Raw genomic sequence first — 18,495 nt, 5'->3', positions numbered from 1 at the left:
TCAGGCGTTGACGACCGGCGGGGCGCCCGGGGGCAGCACGCCGGGCGTGAGCGCCTGGGCCAGCGTCAGATCGGCCCAGCGGCTCTGGTCCCAGAAGCGCAGCGTGCTGGCCTGCCGCGTCAGCAGCAGACGCTCGACCAGCGGGGCCATGGATGTGGCCGCCGGATCGATCAGCACCACATACCGTTCGCCCTCCTCGTGCAGGCGGCCCAGCCAGTCCAGCGCCACCAGGGCCCCGACCGGTTCCTCCAGCTGCAGCGCATCGACCCGCAGGGCCTGGGCCAGGGCTTCCAGGCTCATCCCCCGGGGGGCAGTGTCCCGCACGGCAAGCAGGCGCTCCATCACCTCCAGCGCCAGCTGGAAACTCCAGCCGGGGGTGTCGCCCCGCCGGGCCACACCGGCCAGCAGGCTGGGCAGGTAGGCGGTGACCACTGCGCCCAGCAGCACGATCACCCAGGCCACGTAGAACCAGATCAGCAGGATGGGCAGCGTGGCGAAGGTGCCGTAGACCAGCGAATAGGTCGGCACCGCCTTGAGGTACCAGCCCAGCAGCTGCTTGGCCAGCTCCAGCGCGGTGGCGGCAAACAGACCGCCGACCAGCGCATGCGACCAGCGCACCCGGGTGTGCGGCACATAGTGATAAAGCGCCGCCAGCCCGCCGGTCACCAGCACCAGCTGCAGCGAGTCGAGCAGCAGGCGCACCGAGCCGGTCAGGCTGCCGGGCACGCCCCTGGAGTAGGCAATGGCATAGGACGTCACGGTGACGCTGCCGGCCAGCAGCAGCGGCCCCAGGGTGAGCACCGCCCAGTACACCAGCACGCGCTGGGTCAGCGAACGCGGCTGGCGAACGCGCCAGATGTCGTTGAGCTTGCGGTCGATGGTCAGGATCAGGGCCAGGGCCGTCACCAGCAGCACCAGTGCGCCGGCCCACCCCATCTGCGAGGCCTTGCTGGAGAACTGGTTGAGGTAGGTCAGCACCTGGCGGGCGATGTTGTCCGGCACCAGGCTCTGCACCAGCCAGCGCTGCAGCGTGACCTGCAGCCGGTCGAACATGGGGAAGGCACTGAACACCGCCAGCGCCACGGTGAACAGCGGCACCAGCGAGATGGTGGTGGTGAAGGTCAGGCTGCTGGCGGTGACGCCCAGGCGGTCTTCGCGAAAGCGTTCGCGCAGGGTCATGGCCGTGTTGCGCCAGGGGAAACGGCGGGCGTTGCGCCCCAGGGTGCGCAGCAGGGATTCGGCCGCAGCGAGCCGGTCGGACAGGGTCATCCCGGTATCATGCCAGCCCGCCCTGCCCGCCCCCGTCGGCTTCCCCGCACACCGCCATGACCACCCAGCCCTTTGCCGCCGTCCAGACCACCCGCTGGCTGGCCGTTGCCAGCCTGATCGGACTCATCCTCACCGGACTGGCCTGGGAAATGGTGGTGGCCCCGCTGCGCCCAGGTGGCTCGTGGTGGGCCCTCAAGGTGCTGCCGCTGGCCTTGCCGCTGGCCGGCCTGCTCAAGAACCGCATGTACACCTACCGCTGGGTCAGCCTGCTGGTGTGGCTGTATTTCACCGAGGGCGTGGTCCGGGCCACCAGCGGCGAATCGGGCGCCTCCACCCTGATGGCGGTGCTGCAGACCCTGCTGTGCCTGGCCCTGTTCGTGGCCTGTGCGCTGCATGTGCGCATCCGGCTCAAGGCGGCCGGCAAGGAGGCCGTGGCGGCCGATGCGGCGGCGGCCGCCGCCGAAGCCGAAGCCCGGGTGCAGCCCGCCGCACCGCGACAGCCCTGAAAGCCGCTCATGAACGCTCCAACCCTGATCGACGCCTTGCGGGCCGCCGTGGGCGACGCCCATGTGCTCACCGCCGACCGGCATGACCTTAGCGCCTACGAGCAGGACTGGCGCAAGCGTGCCCGCGGCCGCGCCCTCGCCGTGGTGCGCCCCGGCAGCACGGCCGAGGTGGCCGCCGTGGTGAAGGCCTGCCTGGCGGAAGGCGCGGCCCTGGTGCCGCAGGGGGGCAACACCGGGCTGGTGGTGGGTTCCACGCCCGACGACTCCGGCCGTCAGGTGGTGCTGAACCTGGGGCGCATGAACGCGGTGCGCGGCATCGACAGCGCCAACCTGACCATGACGGTGGAAGCCGGCTGCGTGCTGCAGTCGGTGCAGGAGGCCGCCGAAGCGGCCGGCCTGCTGTTCCCGCTGAGCCTGGCGGCCGAAGGCAGCTGCACCATCGGCGGCAACCTGGCCACCAACGCCGGCGGCACCCAGGTGGTGCGCTACGGCAACGCCCGCGAGCTGTGCCTGGGCCTGGAGGTGGTGACCGCAAAGGGCGAGATCTGGAACGGGCTGGGCGGGCTGCGCAAGGACAACACCGGCTACGACCTGCGCGACCTGTTTGTGGGCAGCGAAGGCACGCTGGGCATCATCACCGCCGCCACCCTCAAGCTGCACCCGCAGCCGGCGGCGCGTCTCACCGCCTGGGCCGCCGTGCCGACCATGGAAGCCGCGGTGGACCTGCTGGCCCTGGCCCACCGGCATCTGGGTCCCGGCCTGACCGGGTTCGAGGTGATGGGCCAGTTCGCGCTCAGCCTGGTGGACCGGCATTTCCCGCAGCTGCGGGTGCCGCTGTGGCGCGACAGCCCGTACTGCGTGCTGCTGGAGAACAGCGACAGCGAGAGCGAAGAACATGCGCGGACCCAGTTCGAGCGCCTGCTGGAAACCGCGCTGGAGGCCGGCACGGTAAGCGACGCGGTGGTGGCCGAGAGCATCGCCCAGGCCCAGGGTCTGTGGCACATCCGCGAGAGCATCCCGCTGGCACAGGCCGAGGAAGGCCTGAACATCAAGCACGACATCAGCATCCCGGTGTCCCGCATTCCGGCCTTCTGCGCCGAGACCGACACCCTGCTGGCGCGCGAGATTCCCGGTGTGCGGCTGGTGAACTTCGGGCACCTGGGCGACGGCAACCTGCACTACAACGTGCAGGCCCCGCTTGATGCCGACCCGGCGCGTTTCCTGGCCGAGCAGGAAACCCGGGTGAACACCCTGGTGTTCGATGCCGTGGCCCGCCACGGCGGCTCCATCAGCGCCGAGCACGGCGTGGGCAGCCTCAAGGCCGCCTGCCTGCCGCACTACAAGGACGCTGTGGCCCTGGGGCTGATGCGCTCCATCAAGACCGCGCTGGACCCGCAGGGCCTGATGAACCCGGGCCGCGTGCTGGCCTGAGCCGGCCTTTTCGATTCGGGGGAAAATCCCTCCTTGCCCCCGGACACCCTCGATACCCCCGTCACCATGCCTGATGCCGCCACCCGCCCCGTGCGCTCCCAGTACGAAGACTTCATGCGCCACGTCTACACCACGGGCGTGAAGAAGACCGACCGCACCGGCACCGGCACCACCAGCGTGTTCGGGCACCAGATGCGCTTCGACCTCAACGAGGGCTTCCCGCTGGTGACCACCAAGAAGGTGTTCCTCAAGGCGCTCATCGTGGAGCTGCTGTGGTTCCTGCGCGGCGACAGCAACGTGAAGTGGCTGCAGGAGCGCGGCTGCACCATCTGGGACGAATGGGCCCGTGAAGACGGCGATCTGGGCCCGGTGTACGGCGTGCAGTGGCGCAGCTGGCCCACCCCCGAGGGTGGCCACATCGACCAGATCAGCGAGGTGGTGAAGCAGCTGCGCACCAACCCCGATTCGCGCCGCATCATCGTGAGCGCCTGGAACGTGGCCGACCTGAACAAGATGGCGCTCATGCCCTGCCACGCCTTCTTCCAGTTCTATGTGGCGCCGCCGCAGGCGCCCGGCGAGCGCGGCAAACTCAGCTGCCAGCTCTACCAGCGCAGCGCCGACATCTTCCTGGGCGTGCCGTTCAACATCGCCAGCTATGCGCTGCTGACCCACATGCTGGCCCAGCAGTGCGATCTGGACGTGGGTGACTTCATCTGGACCGGCGGCGACTGCCACATCTACAGCAACCACCACGAGCAGGTGGAACTGCAGCTCTCGCGCCAGCCCTTCCCCTACCCGACGCTGAACATCCGCCGCAGGCCCGACTCGATCTTCGACTACCAGTACGAGGACTTCGAGGTGCTCGACTACCAGCACCACCCCGCCATCAAGGCGCCGGTGGCGGTCTGATGCCGGCCGCCCTGCTCAGCCGCCGCCAGCTCTGGGGTCTGCTGGCCCTGACCCTCATGTGGGGGGTCAACTGGCCCATGATGAAGCTGTCGCTGCAGGAGATGCCGCCGCTGTACTTCCGTGCCAGCACCATGTGCCTGGGCGCGGCCTGGCTGTTTCTGTACGTGCGCGGCCAGGGCGAGCGCATGTGGCCCCGGCGGGACGAATGGGCCACCATCGCCTGGCTCGGCCTGCCCAACGTGCTGGGGTGGCACACGCTGTCCATCTTCGGGGTGCAGGCGCTGGCATCCGGGCGTGCCGCCATCCTGGGTTTCACCATGCCCATCTTCACCGTGCTGCTGGGCGCGCTGTTCTTCGGCGAACGCATCACCCCCCGGGTGCGGGTCGCCGTGATCAGCGCCGGCATCGCCATCGGCCTGCTGCTGTGGCACGAGCTGCAGAGCCTCAGCGGCCGCCCGGTGGGCATTGCCTGGATGCTGGGCGCCGCCCTGTCGTGGGGCCTGGGCACGCTGCTGTTCCGCCGCGCCAGCTTCACGCTCTCGCCCATGGTGGTGACGGTGTGGATGCTGCTGCTGGGCAGCGGGGTGGTGTGGGCGCTGGCCATCGCATTCGAGCCGGCCCCCGATGTGTCGAGCTTCAGCGGCGCCATGTGGCTGAGCCTGCTGTACGGCGTGCTGATCAACTACGGCGTGGCCCAGCTGATCTGGTTCGGTCTGGCGCGCCACCTGCCGCCGGCCACCAGCGCCATGAGCGTCATGGCCATCCCGCTGGTGGGCACGCTGAGTGCCACCTTCATCGTCGGCGAGATCCCGCACTGGCAGGACTGGCTGGCCATCGGCTTCGTGATGATGGCGATCGCCAGCGTGCTGCTGCCCGCGCCCGGCCGAACCGTTGCAGCTTCCCGCACCTGAACCATGGCCACCCTGCCCCGCCTGCACCTCATCCTGGCCCGCGCTGCCAACGGCGTCATCGGCCGCGACAACCGCATGCCCTGGCACCTGCCGGAAGACCTGGCGCACTTCAAGCGCACCACGCTGGGCTGCCCGGTGGTCATGGGCCGCAAGACCTGGGATTCGCTGCCGCCGCGCTTCCGGCCGCTGCCGGGCCGCGCCAACATCGTGCTCAGTCGCGACACCGCCTGGCAGGCCGACGGCGCTCAGCGCGCCGCCTCGCTGGACGAAGCCCTGGCCCTGTGCGCCGGCCAGCCCGATGTGTGGGTGATCGGCGGGGCGCAGATCTATGCCCAGGCCCTGCCCCGCGCCAGCACCGCCGTGATCACCGAAATCGACCGCGCGTTCGAGGGCGATGCCTTCGCCCCCGCCTTCGGTCCGGAATGGGTCGAGACCCGGCGCGAAGCCCATGTCTCGGCCGACGGCCTGCCCTTTGCCTTCGTGACGCTGGAGCGCCGGCCATGAGCTACGCCGTCAAGGAAGTCTTCTACACACTGCAGGGCGAAGGCCTGCGAGCCGGCCGCCCGGCCGTGTTCTGCCGCATGGCCGGCTGCAACCTCTGGAACGGCCGCGAGGAGGACCGCGAGACCGCCGTCTGCCGGTTCTGCGACACCGATTTCGTCGGCACCGACGGCGTGCGCGGCGGCAAGTTCGCGCAGGCGGCCGCCCTGGCGGCCCTGGCGGCCTCGCTCTGGCCGCAGGGCCAGGGCCACCGCTACATCGTCATCACCGGCGGCGAGCCCATGCTGCAGATCGACCAGGCACTCATCGACGCCCTGCATGCCGAGGGCTTCGAGATCGCGGTGGAAACCAACGGCACACTGCCGGTGCCCGAGGGCATCGACTGGATCTGCGTCAGCCCCAAGGCCGGCGCCGACTGGGTGCAGCGGCGCGGCCACGAGCTCAAGCTGGTCTGGCCGCAGCCCGGGCTGCTGCCCGAGGCGGTGGAAGCCCTGCCCGATGTGCAGTTCGACCACTGGCTGCTGCAGCCCATGGACGGCCTGATGCGCCAGCAGAACACCCGGCGCGCGATCGACTTCTGCCAGGCCCATCCGCGCTGGCGCCTTTCGCTGCAGACCCACAAGATCCTGGACATCCCATGAGCACGAGTCCCACCCCACCCGTTGCGCTGCACGAACTCTCGCAGCGCTTCTACTTTGAATCGGCCCACACCCTGCGCCGCACCATCGAGGCCGAAGGCAGCCGCCGGGTGCACGGCCACACCTACGAGGCCGAGGTGACGGTGCGCGGCACGCCGGATGCCGGCGGCATGGTGATCGACCTGGCCTACCTGCGCCGCACCATCGCGGTGCTGCGCGAGAAGCTGGACCACCACTTCCTGGACGAGGTGGAGGGCATCGGTATCCCCACGCTGGAGAACCTGTGCAGCTTCATCCGGCGTGAGCTCGAACCGCAGGTGCCCGGCCTGTGCGCCGTGTCGGTGTGGCGGCAGGCCAGCGGCGACCGCTGCGCCCTGCGCTGGTGAAACAGCGCCCTGCTCAGGCGGGCGCCAGCCGGAACACCGCGACCGCCTCCACCATCTGACGCGCCTGCTGGCGCAGGCCGGCCGCAGCGGCAGCGCTTTCTTCCACCAGCGCCGCGTTCTGCTGGGTGACGTCGTCCATCTGGCGAACGGCTTCGCCCACCTGGGCCACGCCGTCGCTCTGCTCGGTGCTGGCCTGGCTGATCTCGCCGACGATGTCGGTCACGCGCTGGATCGCCTGCACCACCTCCTGCATGGTGGTGCCGGCCCGATTGACCTGCTCCGTCCCCTGCGCCACCCGCTCCACGCTGGTGTTGATCAGCGCCTTGATGTCCTTGGCTGCTGCGGCACTGCGCTGCGCAAGGTTGCGCACCTCGCTGGCCACCACCGCAAAGCCACGGCCCTGCTCGCCGGCCCGCGCGGCTTCCACCGCGGCGTTGAGCGCGAGGATGTTGGTCTGGAAGGCAATGCCGTCGATCACGCCGATGATGTCGCCGATGCGGCGGCTGCTGTCGTTGATGTCCCTCATGGTCTGCACCGCATCACCGACCACTGCGCCGCCCTGCTCGGCGATGCGGCTGGCGGTCTGGGCCAGTTCGCTGGCATGGCTGGCACTGCCGGCGTTCTGCCGGGCCGTCTCACCGAGCAGGCCGGCGGTGGCCGACGTCTGTTGCAGCGCCGAGGCCTGCTGCTCGGTGCGGGAGGACAGGTCTTCGTTGCCCTGAGCGATCTGGGTGCTGGCGGCCGCCACGCCCTCGGCACTGGAGCGGACGTGGGACACCAGGGTCACCAGCGACTGCTGCATGGCCTGCAAGGCCGCCAGCAGCGGCGAGAACTCGTCGCGCCCGTCGTCATGAACAGGGGTGGAGAGGTCGCCGTCACGAACCCGTTCAGCCGTCTCACGGGCCTGCGCCACGCGGCGCTGCAGCAACCGGGCCATCCAGAACGAGAAGGCCAGCAGGCCCGCCGCGATCAGGATCACCACCGTCGCCAGAGACGACGCGATCACCGACACCGTATCGCTGATGGCGCCGATGTCCCCCTCCAGGGCGCCTTCCTGGTAATGCACACCCTCGTCGACCACCGCCAGCACCTTGTTGCGGGCGGGAATGGTCTCACGGACCAGGAAATCGAAGGCCTGCTCCTTCTGGCCGGCCAGCACCAGCGCCAGATTGCGCTCGGCCACCGACCAGAATTCGTCCATGACGGGCGGAACCCTGGCGAACTGGCTCCTGCCCTTGGCGGTGTAGAGGCTCCTTTCGTAGCGCTCCAGGGCCTGGTCGATCTGCTTGCGATAGCCGGCAATGTCGGCCAGCGCCTCCTGCTGCTCACGCTCGTTGCGGGCCAGCATGGCATGGCGCAGCTGCAGGGAGGCGCGGGTGATGGCCAGCTCCACCTCGGTCATGGCGAGCAGCTGGGGCACCCGGACGGCCTTGGTTTTTTCGGCACGGGCGCGCACATCGGACAGCCCGATGTAGGCGTACGCCACCACGGCGACCAGCGCCAGCGAGACCAGCGCGCTCAAGGCGTACAGGCGGCGGGTGAGACCCCAGACAGGGGCAGATGGGTTCTTCTTGTTCACTGCAGACTCCTTTTCATGAGCTTTGAGGCGATACAGCAACGGTGCTATCGACCGATGAATGCCGATAGTTTGTCTCCAAGCGGTCTGTTTTGAAGAATGAACGGATAGCCAACCGGGGGGCGCGTGATGTTTGTCCCGAAGTCGGTGCGGGATTCCTGCACAACCAGGACATCCGTCACGCCTGCGTGTCCCCTTGCGTCGGCAGGCCCTGCCGTCCGCCCGCCGCTAGACTCGCGGGCTGATCCGCAAACCGCCGACCCCACCCGAACCCATGAAACTTGCCACCTGGAACGTCAACTCCCTCTCGGTCCGTCTGCCTCAGGTGCTGGACTGGCTGGCCGCCCACCCGGTGGATGTGCTGGCCCTGCAGGAACTCAAGCTCACCGACGACAAGTTCCCGGCCCAGGCCCTGGCCGAGGCCGGTTACCAGGCCCAGTGGTTCGGCCAGAAGACCTACAACGGCGTGGCGCTGCTGAGCCGCCAGCCCGCCACGGACGTCGTGAAGAACATCCCCGGCTTTGCCGACGAGCAGTCGCGCGTGCTGTGCGCCACCATCGATGGCGTGCGGGTGATCGGCGCCTACTTTCCCAACGGGCAGGCTCCGGGCAGCGACAAGTTCGCCTACAAGATGGCCTGGCTGACCGCGCTGCGCGAATGGGTGAAGGCCGAGATGGCGGCGCACCCGCAGCTGGTCCTGATGGGGGACTACAACATCACCTTCGACGATGCCGATGTGTGGGACCCGGACGGCCTGCGCGAGACCATCCACTGCACCACCGAGGAGCGCACCCACCTGCAGGCCCTCATCGGTCTCGGACTGCACGACGCCCACCGGCTGTTCGAGCAGCCGCCCAAGAGCTTCAGCTGGTGGGACTACCGCATGCTGGGCTTCCAGAAGAACCGGGGCCTGCGCATCGACCACATCCTGATCACCGATGCGCTCAAGGCCCGGGCCACGGCATGCACCATCGACCGCGCACCGCGCAAGAACCCGCAGCCCAGCGACCACGCACCGGTGGTGCTCACGCTGGGCTGAGGCTCACTCCAGGTCCAGTTCCTGGATCTTGCGGGTGATGGTGTTGCGCCCGATGCCCAGCTTGTGCGCCGCCTCGATGCGGCGACCGCGGGTGTTGGCCAGCGCGGTCTGGATCAGTCGGGTCTCGAAACGGCGGGTGAGCACGTCCCACACATCGGTCCGACCGGTCTCGAGCAAGGCCAGTGCCTCGGCCTGAAGGCCCTGCTCCCAGGAAAGACCGGCGGCATCGGATGCCGGTGCCGAGCCGTTCAGCGCGGCCGGGACCGCCGCCGGCACCGCCGCTGCCGCAGGCACACCGGCCACCGGTGACGGCAGGGCCGCACCCACCGGATCGTCGGCGCCGCTCTGCGCCGTGGCCACACTGCCCAGCACTTCGGGCGGCAGGTCCTTGACCTCGATCACCTGGGCCGGCGCCATCACGGTGAGCCAGTGGCACAGGTTCTCCAGCTGGCGCACGTTGCCGGGAAAGTCGAAGCCGCCCAGCAGCTTGAGCGCCGGTTCGGAAATCCGCTTGGGCTCCACCCCGAGCTGGCGCGCGCTCTGCTGCAGGAAGAACCGGGTCAGCATGGGCACGTCTTCGCGGCGCTCGCGCAGCGCCGGCAGCCGCAGGCGGATGACGTTGAGGCGGTGGAACAGGTCTTCGCGGAACACCCCCTCCTTGACGCGCTGCTCCAGGTTCTGGTGGGTGGCGGCGATCACGCGCACATTGGCGCGCACCGCACTGTGGCCGCCCACGCGGTAGAAGTGGCCATCGGACAGCACCCGCAGCAGCCGGGTCTGCAGGTCGAACGGCATGTCGCCGATCTCGTCGAGGAACAGGGTGCCGCCGTCGGCCTGCTCGAAGCGGCCGCGCCGCATGGTCTGCGCGCCGGTGAAGGCGCCACGCTCATGACCGAACAGCTCGCTCTCCAGCAGGTCCTTCGGTATGGCGGCGGTGTTGATGGCCACGAACGGACCGCTGGCACGGGGCGAATGCTTGTGCAGGGCGCGGGCCACCAGTTCCTTGCCGGAGCCGGATTCGCCAGTGATCAGCACCGTGACCTGGCTCTGCGAGAGGCGGCCGATGGCACGGAACACGTCCTGCATGGCCGGGGCCTGGCCCAGCATCTCGGGCACGGCGCTCATGCGTTCCTCGGCCACCTCCTCGCGCTGGCTCTCTTCCACCGCACGGCGGATCAGCTCCACCGCCTTGGGCAGGTCGAAGGGCTTGGGCAGGTACTCGAAGGCGCCGCCCTGGAAGGCACTGACCGCGCTGTCCAGGTCGGAGAACGCGGTCATGATGATCACCGGCAGCCCCGGCAGCCGTTCCTTGACCTTGTCCAGCAGCTCCAGGCCGGAGCCACCCGGCATGCGGATGTCGCTCACCAGGATCTGCGGCCCCTCGGCGTCGGGCGTGTCGGTCAGGGCCCGCAGCACTTCCTGCGGGTTGGTGAAGCTGCGCGTGGGCAGGTTCTCGCGCAGCAGCGCTTTTTCGAGCACGAAGCGGATCGATTGGTCGTCATCCACTATCCAGATCGGCTTCATGTGTCGGTGGTCCTTGTTCGGGCGCTTGTGTGTGATGTCTAGGGCAGCGGGATCAGGATCTTGAAGTCCGTGTGTCCCGGTGTGCTTTCGCACTCGATCAGGCCGTGGTGCTGCTGCACGAAGGTCTGTGCCAGCGTCAGTCCCAGGCCGGACCCACCATCACGCCCCGATACCAGGGGAAAGAAGATGCGGTCCTTGATCGAGTCCGGCACGCCGGGCCCGTTGTCCATCACATGCAATTCCAGTGCCAGCCGATAGCGCTGCTTGCCGAAAGTCACCTGCCGACCCACCCGCGTGCGGAAAGTGATGCGCGCATCGCCCGCCGCGATGCGCTCCGACAGCGCCTGCGCCGCGTTGTGCGCGATGTTCAGCACGGCCTGGATCAGCTGCTCGCGGTCGCCCCGGAACTCCGGAATGGAGATGTCGTAGTCGCGCACCACCCGCAGGCCACGCGGGAATTCGGCCAGGATCAGCGAGCGCACCCGCTCGCAGACCTCGTGGATGTTGACGTCGCCCACCACGTGGGGGCGGCGGTGCGGCGCCAGCAGCCGGTCCACCAGCGACTGCAGCCGGTCGGCCTCGTGGATGATGACCTGGGTGTATTCGATCAGCTCCCTGGAATCGAGCTCCATCTGCAGCAGCTGGGCCGCGCCCCGGATGCCGCCCAGGGGGTTCTTGATCTCGTGGGCCAGGTTGCGGATGAGTTCCTTGTTGGCCTGCGCCTGATCGATCAGGCGCTCCTCGCGCTCCTGCCGGGTCTGCTGCTCCAGCGGCAGCAGTTCCACCACCACTTCGGTGCTGTTTTCGGTCTGCGCCACCACCACATGCACCGGCAAAGGATCGTGTGCAGCACGGCGCAGGAAGGCGTCGTACCGCAGCGCGGCGAACTCGTTGCCGCGGGCCCCGGACAGGGCGTTGTCGAGCAGTAAGGGGTCGGTGAAGCAGTCCTGCATGCGCGCGCCGGTGATGCTGCGGCGCGACATGCCCAGTGCGTCCTCCAGCGCTGCATTGGCGTACAGCACGCGGCCCTGCAGGTCGACCACGGCCACCAGGGTGGCCAGCAGGTCGAGCGACTGAAAGCGGCCGGCGGGGCCCGAGGCCCCGGGGGTGGCAGCGGCGCTCACCGCCCGCCCGGCTGGCCGCCCAGGCGACCGAGCTCGCGCTGCAGACCGGCCACGTCCGCCTCGGCCCGGGCCACGGCGGCCTTGAGTTCGGCCACGCGGTCCAGGTAACGCTGGTGGTTGCGGCCTTCGATGCCCTGTTTTTCGGGCTCGCCGTTGGCGTAGGCGCTGCGGGCTTCGGCCAGGCGGGCCTCGGCGCGGCGCAGCTCGCCTTCGAGGATCGCCCGGGCGTCGCTGTCGCGGGCGCGCTGCGACGCGCTGTCGATGCGCTCGCCGCCACTGCGCTCGGACGATGCGCCGGGCGCGCTGCCGGACGGCCGGCTGGCCGGCGTCGCTGGCCGGGGACCCTCGATGACGGTGATGTTGCCGCCGTCGATCACGGTGCAGTTGCGCGACTTGGCGACCTGGGCGTTGTTGGTGTATTCGTTGCCGCAGCGGTAGATGCGGTCCTGGGCCAGGGCGGGCAGCAGGCCGAAGCTGCTCAGCAGGGCCAGGCTGGCAAGGCGGCTCGGGGACAGGAACGGGTTCTGGGCAGGCACGGTGGCGGCTCCATGGGGACAGACACGAGATCGGGCAGTATGACCGAATCGATCGACCAAAGTGCCCCGTGCGCCAGCGCAGCGGATGGTCTGGCTGGACGACGGGCAAAAAAAAGGACGGCCGAAGCCGTCCCTGGTGCCCGATCGGTCGATCAGAGCGAGTAGTACATGTCGTACTCGACCGGGTGCGGGGCCATGCGGAAGCGGGTGACTTCCTGCATCTTCAGCTCGATGTAGGCGTCCAGCATGGAGTCGGTGAACACGCCGCCCTTGGTCAGGAAGGCACGGTCCTTGTCGAGGTACTCCAGGGCCTGGTCCAGGCTGTGGCACACGGTGGGGACCAGCTTGTCCTCTTCCGGCGGCAGGTGGTAGAGGTCCTTGGTGGCGGCTTCGCCCGGGTGGATCTTGTTCTCCACGCCGTCCAGGCCGGCCATCATCAGGGCCGAGAAGCACAGGTACGGGTTGGCCGAAGGATCCGGGAAACGCGCCTCGATGCGGCGACCCTTGGGGTTGGCCACGTACGGGATGCGGATGGAAGCCGAGCGGTTGCGCGAGCTGTAGGCCAGCTTCACCGGGGCCTCGAAGCCGGGCACCAGGCGCTTGTAGCTGTTGGTGCCAGGGTTGGTGATGGCGTTGAGGGCACGGGCGTGCTTGATGATGCCGCCGATGTAGTACAGGGCGAAATCGCTCAGGCCGGCGTAGCCGTCACCGGCGAACAGGTTCTTGCCGTCCTTCCAGATGGACTGGTGCACGTGCATGCCCGAGCCGTTGTCGCCCGCGTAGGGCTTGGGCATGAAGGTGGCGGTCTTGCCGTAGGCGTTGGCCACGTTCCAGACCACGTACTTCAGGACCTGGGTCCAGTCGGCGCGTTCCACCAGGGTGGAGAACTTGGTGCCGATCTCGTTCTGGCCGGCGCCGGCCACTTCGTGGTGGAACACCTCGACCGGTATGCCCAGCGACTCGAGGATCAGGGACATCTCGGCGCGCATGTCCTGGGTGCTGTCGACCGGGGGAACCGGGAAGTAGCCGCCTTTGGTGGTGGGACGGTGGCCGCGGTTGCCGCCTTCGAGCTGCTTGCCGGTGTTCCAGGGGGCTTCGTATTCGTCGATGGCGAACATCACGTTGCCGGGCTCATTGCTCCAGCGCACGCCGTCGAAGATGAAGAATTCGGGTTCCGGTCCGAAGTAGGCGGTGTCGCCCAGGCCGGAGGCCTTCAGGTAGGCCTCGGCGCGCTTGGCGATGGAACGCGGATCGCGGTCGTAGGCCTTGCCGTCGCTGGGCTCGACCACGTCGCACTGCAGGAACAGCGTGGTCTCTTCGAAGAAGGGGTCGATGTTGGCGGTGTTCGGGTCGGGCATGAGCTGCATGTCCGACGCTTCGATGCCTTTCCAGCCAGCGATGGACGAACCGTCGAAGGCATGGCCCGAGGTGAACTTGTCTTCGCCGAAGGCGGAGATCGGCACGGTCACGTGCTGTTCCTTGCCACGGGTGTCGGTGAAGCGGAAGTCAACGAACTTGACCTCGTTGTCTTTCACCATCTGCATCACGTCTGCGACGGTCTTGGCCATCAAATGCTCCTGTACGGGTTGGAAGGGAAAAAGCGGTACGGCCTTGGGTAAGCAGCTTTCATGCCACCGCAACCGTCGATCGACCGGCGTGCACCGTTTGCGCGATGCAGGCACCAGCGCGGGATTATCGCCCAGGCCCACGGGCTTGCACCGGCGCGATCGAACGGCCGTCACCGCCAGAATGCACCATCAAGGTGCAAACTTGGATGCATTAATTTGGTGCAGCGGCTTTTCGCACCATTTCGGGGCCCAGCTGGGCACCCACTTCGCGCAAACCGGCCTGCAGCGCGAGGTAGGCCGCTTCCACCGCGGCCGTGGCGCCCTTGACGCCGAGCTCGATGTGCCGCCCCCACTGCGGATGGTCCACGCTGGGCAGGCTGAAGACCTTGACCGCGTGATCGGCCTCGATGCGCTCCATGAGCGGCGTCAGGGCCGCCTCCATGGCGCCCATCACGATGACCGACTTCTCCAGGCCGGCGACAGCCTGGTGGAGGTGCGGATACAGCTCGTCCAGCGCCCACTCGATCATGGGCCATGCCATGACCGGGAAACCCGGCACGAAGTGCACCGTGCCGCCGCCCGGGCCGTCCAGGCTGAAGCCCGGGATCTTGTTGTACGGGTTGGGGATGATGCGCGCGCCCTGCGGGAACACGCCCATGTTGTAGCGGTGCACGTTGTCGGGCCGGGTGGGGTCGAACGGCACGCCCTGCTCGGCGGCAAGGTCGCGCATGCGGGACTCGATGAGGTCGCGAGCCTGCGGATGGAGCACCAGCTCGCGGCCGAGCGCCGCACCGGCACACTGGCGCGTGTGGTCGTCGGGGGTCGCGCCGATGCCGCCGCACGAGAACACGATGTCGCCGCTGCCGAAGGCCTGGGCCAGCGCCGCGGTGATGCGCTGGCGGTCGTCTCCCACCAGCTGGCACCAGGCCAGCGACAGGCCGCGCGCCTGCAACAGCTGGATGACCTGGGTCATGTGTTTGTCCTGGCGTTTGCCGGACAGGATTTCGTCGCCGATGATGATCAGGCCAAAGGAAGACATGGGTCGTGTGAAGAACGGTCAGAGCGGGGGTGGCAGCGGCGGCGGATCGGACGCCGCCGGCGAGGCTGCGGGGGTATCGACCACCTCCACGGGCACCACCAGCGGCTCCTGGCGCAGACGCTCCAGCGCCGCCAGGCAATAGTGGGCAAACCACAGCGACGCAAAAGCGAACACCAGGGTGTAGACCCAGATGGCAATGGGCACGAGCAGCGGTGCCAGCGCGATGAACATGGCCCCGGACGCCCACAGCAGGCTGGGCGCCGCGCCCACGTAGCCGCTGAGCACGCCCATCACCAGCAACGAGCTGCGGTGCCGTCGCATGAGGGTCCGGCGCTCCTCGGCCGTGGCGTGTTCCGACAGTGCGTCGTAGGTGAACACGCGGTAGGTGAGCCAGCCCCAGATGAGGGGCGGCAGGATCAGCACCAGGGGCGGAATGAACCAGGCCGGCACCGACAGCACCAGCGCCACCAGCGCCAGGGCGGTGGAGCCGGTGGACCACAGCACACTGGCCAGCATGGAGCCGCCGTGGCGCCGCTCCAGCGCGCCGAAACGTCGCCGGGCCACCAGATCGACCATGGCCGGCGTCATGAACAGCGACACCAGCAGCAGGCACAGCACCACGATGGCCGGGGTGGCCAGCACCAGCACCACGAGCGGCGCGAACACGGTGCGCAGGGTGCCCAGCCCCATCCGGTCCAGCCAGGACAGGAAGGCCTGCACCAGCTCGAAGGCCTCGAACCAGGCCGTGACACCCGCCACGGCCGGCTCCCAGAAGAAATAACCCAGACCGAACGACAGCACCACCATCAGCACCAGCGGCAGGATGGACAGGCCGATCACACGGGGGTGCACGCAGTAGGCCACGGCGCGCCAGAAGGCATCGAACATCAACGACATGCCGCGAAGAATACAACGCGCCTCTTCAACACAGGCGACAGCGCGCCGGGCGCCCTGGCCCCTAGCATGGGCGCCATGCCCCGCATCGACATCCATGGGGTCGGCCTGGAGGTGGAACGGATTCCGGGACCGACCGACCGCGCACCGCTGGTGTTCCTGCACGAAGGACTGGGCAGCGTGTCGCTGTGGCGCCAGCGCGGCCGGTCCTGGCCGGCCGACCTGTGTGCCGCCACCGGTCGCAGCGGCTGGGTGTACTCGCGACGGGGCTACGGCCAGTCGGACCCCGTGGCCGACGGGCGAGGGCCGGGACGGATGGACGGGTTCTGGCACATCGGCCGGCACGAACCCGACTACATGCACCGCGAGGCGCTGGACGTGCTGCCGGCCCTGCTGGACGCGCTGGGTGTGCAACGGCCGGTGCTGATCGGCCACTCCGACGGCGCCACCATCGCGCTGATCCATGCCGCCCGGCATGCCGTGACCGCCACCGTGGTGATGGCGCCCCATGTGTTCGTGGAGGACATCGCCATCCAGGCCATCAGCACCGCCCGGGACGCCTATGACAGCACCCTGCGCGACCGGCTGGCGCGCCACCATGCCGATGTGGACAACGCCTTCTGGCAGTGGAACGACGTGTGGCTGAGCGATGCCTTCCGCCGTTTCGACATCCGGGACGAATGCGCCGGCATCGCCACCCCGTTGATGCTGGTGCAGGGCCGGCAGGACGAGTACGGCACGCTGGAGCAGCTGCGGGCCATTGAACGGGCCGTGCCGCATGCCATGACGCTGGAAATCGACCACTGCGGCCACAGTCCGCACCGGGATCACCCGGAAGCGCTCACCCGGGCCGTGGCCGCATTCCTGGCGCCGTTCCCGTAAAACGTCACTTTCAGGGTGCTTTTTCAACAAAATTCACACAAAGGCGTGCTTTTTGGCTCAAGTCGGTTGAAGCCAGGGGCTGCGGCAGGCGGTTCTCAATACACTTTGATACAGATCGACCGCCCATCCCCCCATGAACACCCTTTCCTGGACCTCGCCATGGCTGCTCGCCGTGCTGCTGCCCGTCGTGGCAGTGCTCGGCGCGTGGCTGCAGCGGGTCTGGACCGCCCGCAGCACCCGCGCGCGGCGGAAACTGCCGGATCACTGGCCGCTGGGCCTGCGTTCGGTCGTCAACAGCGAGGAAGCCCGGGTGTGGCACTGGCTGGCCCGTGCCTTCTACGACCACCACATCATGATCAAGATGCCGGTCACCCGCTTCACCCTGCCCCGGGAGAAGCAGGAAAGCATGGACTGGTACAAGCTGCTGGGCGGGGTGTACTGCACCTTCACCATCTGCCGCGCCGACGGCCGTGTGGTCGGGTGCGTGGACGTCCCCGGCACCGCCGGCATCCCGCGCAGCACGCGGGCCGTCAAGCATTCGCTGCTGAGCCAGTGCCATGTGCCGTACTGGGTGGTGCGCTCCAACGGCCTGCCCACGGTGGCCGAGATCCGGGGCGAGTTCCTGGGCGAGTCGCCGATGAGCCAGGCCATGCGCGAACGCGAGATGGAAGAGCGGGCCATCATCGCGGCCCAGAACAGCCTGCGCACCGCCATCCACCGCCAGCGCACCTCGCGCGGCCACAGCGACTTCGGTCCCTTGAGCAACTGGCCCAGCAGCCAGGCCGGCGAGCCGCGCAGCGACCTGCCGTCGCAGTGGCAGGACAACTCCTTCCTCGCGCCGCTGGACAGCCGGCGCGGTGACCTGCTTTAAGCCCGCGCCCGCGTCGCGTCAGGCCTTGGCGGTCAGCGAGGCGACTTCCTCGGCCGTCAACCAGCGCCACTGGCCCGGCGCCAGCGCGCCCGGCAGATCGATCCGGCCGATGCGCGAGCGGTGCAATCCCTCCACCCGGTTGCCGGCTGCCGCCACCATGCGCTTGACCTGGTGGTACTTGCCCTCGGTCAGGGTGAGCTGCAGGTGGGTCGGTGCCACCAGCGCACAGGCCGCTGCCTTGACGGGTTTCGGGTCGTCCTCCAGCACCACGCCGGCCAGCAGCCGGCTCACCAGCGTCGCATCGCCCGCGTGCTTGAGGGTGACCTCGTACACCTTGGGCACATGGTGGCGCGGCGAGGTCATGCGGTGGATGAACTTGCCGTCGTCCGACAGCAGCAGCAGTCCGGTGGTGTCCTGGTCGAGCCGGCCCACCGCCTGAACCCCCGCCGATGCACCGCCTCCCCGCTCCCGCAGCGGACCGGGCAGCAGCGTGTAGATGCTGGGATGGGCTCCCGGCTTGTGCGAACACTCGTAGCCGGCCGGCTTGTGCAGCATCAGATAGGCCCGGTCGTGGAAAGCCCAGGCCTGCCCCTGCACCCAGAACTGCAGACCGTCGGTGTCGAAGCACTGCAGGGGATCGGTGCACACCGTCCCCTGGTCACCCACCGCCACATGGCCCATCTGCACCAGCCCGAAGCAGACCCGGCGCGTGCCGAAGCCCTGCGAAAAAAGAATGTCCTGCAACGCCATCATGGTGGGCGGGATTGTGCCTGCCCGCGGGCGTGCGCCGCGGCTGGCGAAAGACGGTGTCGTTTCGCTCCCGGCGGGCGTCGCTCCGTCGCACCCCGGTGGTCGGGCGCCCGGCGGTCCGCGACAGTACGCCCATTTCCA

The 18,495-nt window shown here is 68.7% G+C and carries 19 protein-coding genes; 10 read left to right on the top strand and 9 right to left on the bottom strand.

What is annotated here, in order from left to right; genetic code table 11:
- Window positions 1–1,269 (bottom strand): YihY family inner membrane protein, encoded by a 1,269-nt coding sequence (locus tag CAP38_RS06420; RefSeq protein ID WP_086120175.1) that lies wholly within the window; start codon window positions 1,267–1,269, stop codon window positions 1–3.
- Between the two features lie 56 nt (window positions 1,270–1,325).
- Here CAP38_RS06420 and CAP38_RS06415 point away from each other — a divergent pair, with 56 nt between their 5' ends.
- The 7 genes from CAP38_RS06415 to CAP38_RS06385 all read left to right on the top strand — a co-directional run bounded on the left by CAP38_RS06415 (window position 1,326) and on the right by CAP38_RS06385 (window position 6,551).
- On the top strand, window positions 1,326–1,775 hold the full coding sequence (locus tag CAP38_RS06415) for a DUF2069 domain-containing protein (protein ID WP_086120172.1): 450 nt from the start codon (window positions 1,326–1,328) through the stop codon (window positions 1,773–1,775).
- 9 nt (window positions 1,776–1,784) lie between these two features.
- Entirely contained in the window at window positions 1,785–3,206 is a 1,422-nt protein-coding gene (locus CAP38_RS06410; protein WP_086120170.1) for an FAD-binding oxidoreductase, read from the top strand.
- A 66-nt stretch (window positions 3,207–3,272) separates the two neighbouring features.
- Window positions 3,273–4,115: a thymidylate synthase gene (locus CAP38_RS06405; RefSeq protein ID WP_086120168.1), complete on the top strand. Its 843-nt coding sequence runs from the start codon at window positions 3,273–3,275 to the stop codon at window positions 4,113–4,115.
- A complete protein-coding gene (locus CAP38_RS06400; protein ID WP_086120166.1) occupies window positions 4,115–5,026 on the top strand; it encodes a DMT family transporter in 912 nt (303 codons plus the stop codon). Before CAP38_RS06405 ends, CAP38_RS06400 begins: the two co-directional genes overlap by 1 nt.
- 3 nt (window positions 5,027–5,029) lie before the next feature.
- On the top strand, window positions 5,030–5,530 hold the full coding sequence (locus tag CAP38_RS06395) for a dihydrofolate reductase (protein ID WP_086120164.1): 501 nt from the start codon (window positions 5,030–5,032) through the stop codon (window positions 5,528–5,530).
- Window positions 5,527–6,168, top strand: a complete 642-nt coding sequence (queE, locus tag CAP38_RS06390; protein ID WP_086120162.1) for a 7-carboxy-7-deazaguanine synthase — start codon at window positions 5,527–5,529, stop codon at window positions 6,166–6,168. The genes CAP38_RS06395 and queE overlap by 4 nt, the downstream gene beginning before the upstream one ends.
- Window positions 6,165–6,551 (top strand): 6-carboxytetrahydropterin synthase, encoded by a 387-nt coding sequence (locus tag CAP38_RS06385; RefSeq protein WP_086120161.1) that lies wholly within the window; start codon window positions 6,165–6,167, stop codon window positions 6,549–6,551. Before queE ends, CAP38_RS06385 begins: the two co-directional genes overlap by 4 nt.
- Window positions 6,552–6,564: 13 nt before the next feature.
- Here CAP38_RS06385 and CAP38_RS06380 read toward each other — a convergent pair whose 3' ends face one another.
- Entirely contained in the window at window positions 6,565–8,130 is a 1,566-nt protein-coding gene (locus CAP38_RS06380; RefSeq protein WP_086120159.1) for a methyl-accepting chemotaxis protein, read from the bottom strand.
- 271 nt (window positions 8,131–8,401) lie between these two features.
- Here CAP38_RS06380 and CAP38_RS06375 point away from each other — a divergent pair, with 271 nt between their 5' ends.
- Window positions 8,402–9,166: an exodeoxyribonuclease III gene (locus CAP38_RS06375; RefSeq protein ID WP_086120157.1), complete on the top strand. Its 765-nt coding sequence runs from the start codon at window positions 8,402–8,404 to the stop codon at window positions 9,164–9,166.
- Between the two features lie 3 nt (window positions 9,167–9,169).
- On the opposite strand, the gene ntrC is transcribed toward CAP38_RS06375, so the two are convergent.
- The 6 genes from ntrC to CAP38_RS06345 form a co-directional block, all read right to left on the bottom strand.
- Entirely contained in the window at window positions 9,170–10,690 is a 1,521-nt protein-coding gene (gene ntrC, locus CAP38_RS06370; RefSeq protein ID WP_086120155.1) for a nitrogen regulation protein NR(I), read from the bottom strand.
- Between the two features lie 38 nt (window positions 10,691–10,728).
- Complete coding sequence (glnL, locus tag CAP38_RS06365) at window positions 10,729–11,814, bottom strand: nitrogen regulation protein NR(II) (protein WP_086120153.1); 1,086 nt, start codon at window positions 11,812–11,814, stop codon at window positions 10,729–10,731.
- Window positions 11,811–12,329 carry a DUF4398 domain-containing protein gene (locus tag CAP38_RS06360; protein WP_086121064.1) on the bottom strand — a complete coding sequence of 173 codons (519 nt, stop codon included), beginning with the start codon at window positions 12,327–12,329 and terminating at the stop codon, window positions 11,811–11,813. Before CAP38_RS06360 ends, glnL begins: the two co-directional genes overlap by 4 nt.
- Before the next feature lie 173 nt (window positions 12,330–12,502).
- A complete protein-coding gene (gene glnA, locus CAP38_RS06355) occupies window positions 12,503–13,918 on the bottom strand; it encodes a type I glutamate--ammonia ligase (protein WP_086120151.1) in 1,416 nt (471 codons plus the stop codon).
- A 211-nt stretch (window positions 13,919–14,129) separates the two neighbouring features.
- On the bottom strand, window positions 14,130–14,957 hold the full coding sequence (locus tag CAP38_RS06350; RefSeq protein ID WP_086120149.1) for a molybdopterin-binding protein: 828 nt from the start codon (window positions 14,955–14,957) through the stop codon (window positions 14,130–14,132).
- 18 nt (window positions 14,958–14,975) lie between these two features.
- Window positions 14,976–15,854 carry an EI24 domain-containing protein gene (locus CAP38_RS06345; protein ID WP_179188472.1) on the bottom strand — a complete coding sequence of 293 codons (879 nt, stop codon included), beginning with the start codon at window positions 15,852–15,854 and terminating at the stop codon, window positions 14,976–14,978.
- A gap of 75 nt (window positions 15,855–15,929) precedes the next feature.
- On the opposite strand from CAP38_RS06345, the gene CAP38_RS06340 reads away from it, so the two are divergent.
- Window positions 15,930–16,733, top strand: a complete 804-nt coding sequence (locus tag CAP38_RS06340; RefSeq protein ID WP_086121063.1) for an alpha/beta fold hydrolase — start codon at window positions 15,930–15,932, stop codon at window positions 16,731–16,733.
- 133 nt (window positions 16,734–16,866) lie between these two features.
- Window positions 16,867–17,604, top strand: a complete 738-nt coding sequence (locus CAP38_RS06335) for a hypothetical protein (RefSeq protein WP_086120146.1) — start codon at window positions 16,867–16,869, stop codon at window positions 17,602–17,604.
- A gap of 18 nt (window positions 17,605–17,622) precedes the next feature.
- Here CAP38_RS06335 and CAP38_RS06330 read toward each other — a convergent pair whose 3' ends face one another.
- A complete protein-coding gene (locus CAP38_RS06330) occupies window positions 17,623–18,354 on the bottom strand; it encodes a 16S rRNA pseudouridine(516) synthase (RefSeq protein ID WP_086121062.1) in 732 nt (243 codons plus the stop codon).
- Window positions 18,355–18,495: the final 141 nt, after the last annotated feature.

The sequence above is a fragment of the Hydrogenophaga sp. IBVHS2 genome, from assembly GCF_002127215.1.
Taxonomy (GTDB): Bacteria; Pseudomonadota; Gammaproteobacteria; order Burkholderiales; family Burkholderiaceae_C; genus Hydrogenophaga.
This window is presented reverse-complemented; position numbering and strand designations above follow the sequence as displayed.

What these genes read in the sequence shown, in the direction of transcription:
- CAP38_RS06420 (WP_086120175.1), bottom strand. Translation starts at nt 1,269, where the DNA reads ATGACCCTGTCCGACCGGCTCGCTGCGGCCGAATCCCTGCTGCGCACC.
- CAP38_RS06415 (WP_086120172.1), top strand. Translation starts at nt 1,326, where the DNA reads ATGACCACCCAGCCCTTTGCCGCCGTCCAGACCACCCGCTGGCTGGCC.
- CAP38_RS06410 (WP_086120170.1), top strand. Translation starts at nt 1,785, where the DNA reads ATGAACGCTCCAACCCTGATCGACGCCTTGCGGGCCGCCGTGGGCGAC.
- CAP38_RS06405 (WP_086120168.1), top strand. Translation starts at nt 3,273, where the DNA reads ATGCCTGATGCCGCCACCCGCCCCGTGCGCTCCCAGTACGAAGACTTC.
- CAP38_RS06400 (WP_086120166.1), top strand. Translation starts at nt 4,115, where the DNA reads ATGCCGGCCGCCCTGCTCAGCCGCCGCCAGCTCTGGGGTCTGCTGGCC.
- CAP38_RS06395 (WP_086120164.1), top strand. Translation starts at nt 5,030, where the DNA reads ATGGCCACCCTGCCCCGCCTGCACCTCATCCTGGCCCGCGCTGCCAAC.
- queE (WP_086120162.1), top strand. Translation starts at nt 5,527, where the DNA reads ATGAGCTACGCCGTCAAGGAAGTCTTCTACACACTGCAGGGCGAAGGC.
- CAP38_RS06385 (WP_086120161.1), top strand. Translation starts at nt 6,165, where the DNA reads ATGAGCACGAGTCCCACCCCACCCGTTGCGCTGCACGAACTCTCGCAG.
- CAP38_RS06375 (WP_086120157.1), top strand. Translation starts at nt 8,402, where the DNA reads ATGAAACTTGCCACCTGGAACGTCAACTCCCTCTCGGTCCGTCTGCCT.
- ntrC (WP_086120155.1), bottom strand. Translation starts at nt 10,690, where the DNA reads ATGAAGCCGATCTGGATAGTGGATGACGACCAATCGATCCGCTTCGTG.
- glnA (WP_086120151.1), bottom strand. Translation starts at nt 13,918, where the DNA reads ATGGCCAAGACCGTCGCAGACGTGATGCAGATGGTGAAAGACAACGAG.
- CAP38_RS06350 (WP_086120149.1), bottom strand. Translation starts at nt 14,957, where the DNA reads ATGTCTTCCTTTGGCCTGATCATCATCGGCGACGAAATCCTGTCCGGC.
- CAP38_RS06345 (WP_179188472.1), bottom strand. Translation starts at nt 15,854, where the DNA reads ATGTCGTTGATGTTCGATGCCTTCTGGCGCGCCGTGGCCTACTGCGTG.
- CAP38_RS06340 (WP_086121063.1), top strand. Translation starts at nt 15,930, where the DNA reads ATGCCCCGCATCGACATCCATGGGGTCGGCCTGGAGGTGGAACGGATT.
- CAP38_RS06335 (WP_086120146.1), top strand. Translation starts at nt 16,867, where the DNA reads ATGAACACCCTTTCCTGGACCTCGCCATGGCTGCTCGCCGTGCTGCTG.
- CAP38_RS06330 (WP_086121062.1), bottom strand. Translation starts at nt 18,354, where the DNA reads ATGGCGTTGCAGGACATTCTTTTTTCGCAGGGCTTCGGCACGCGCCGG.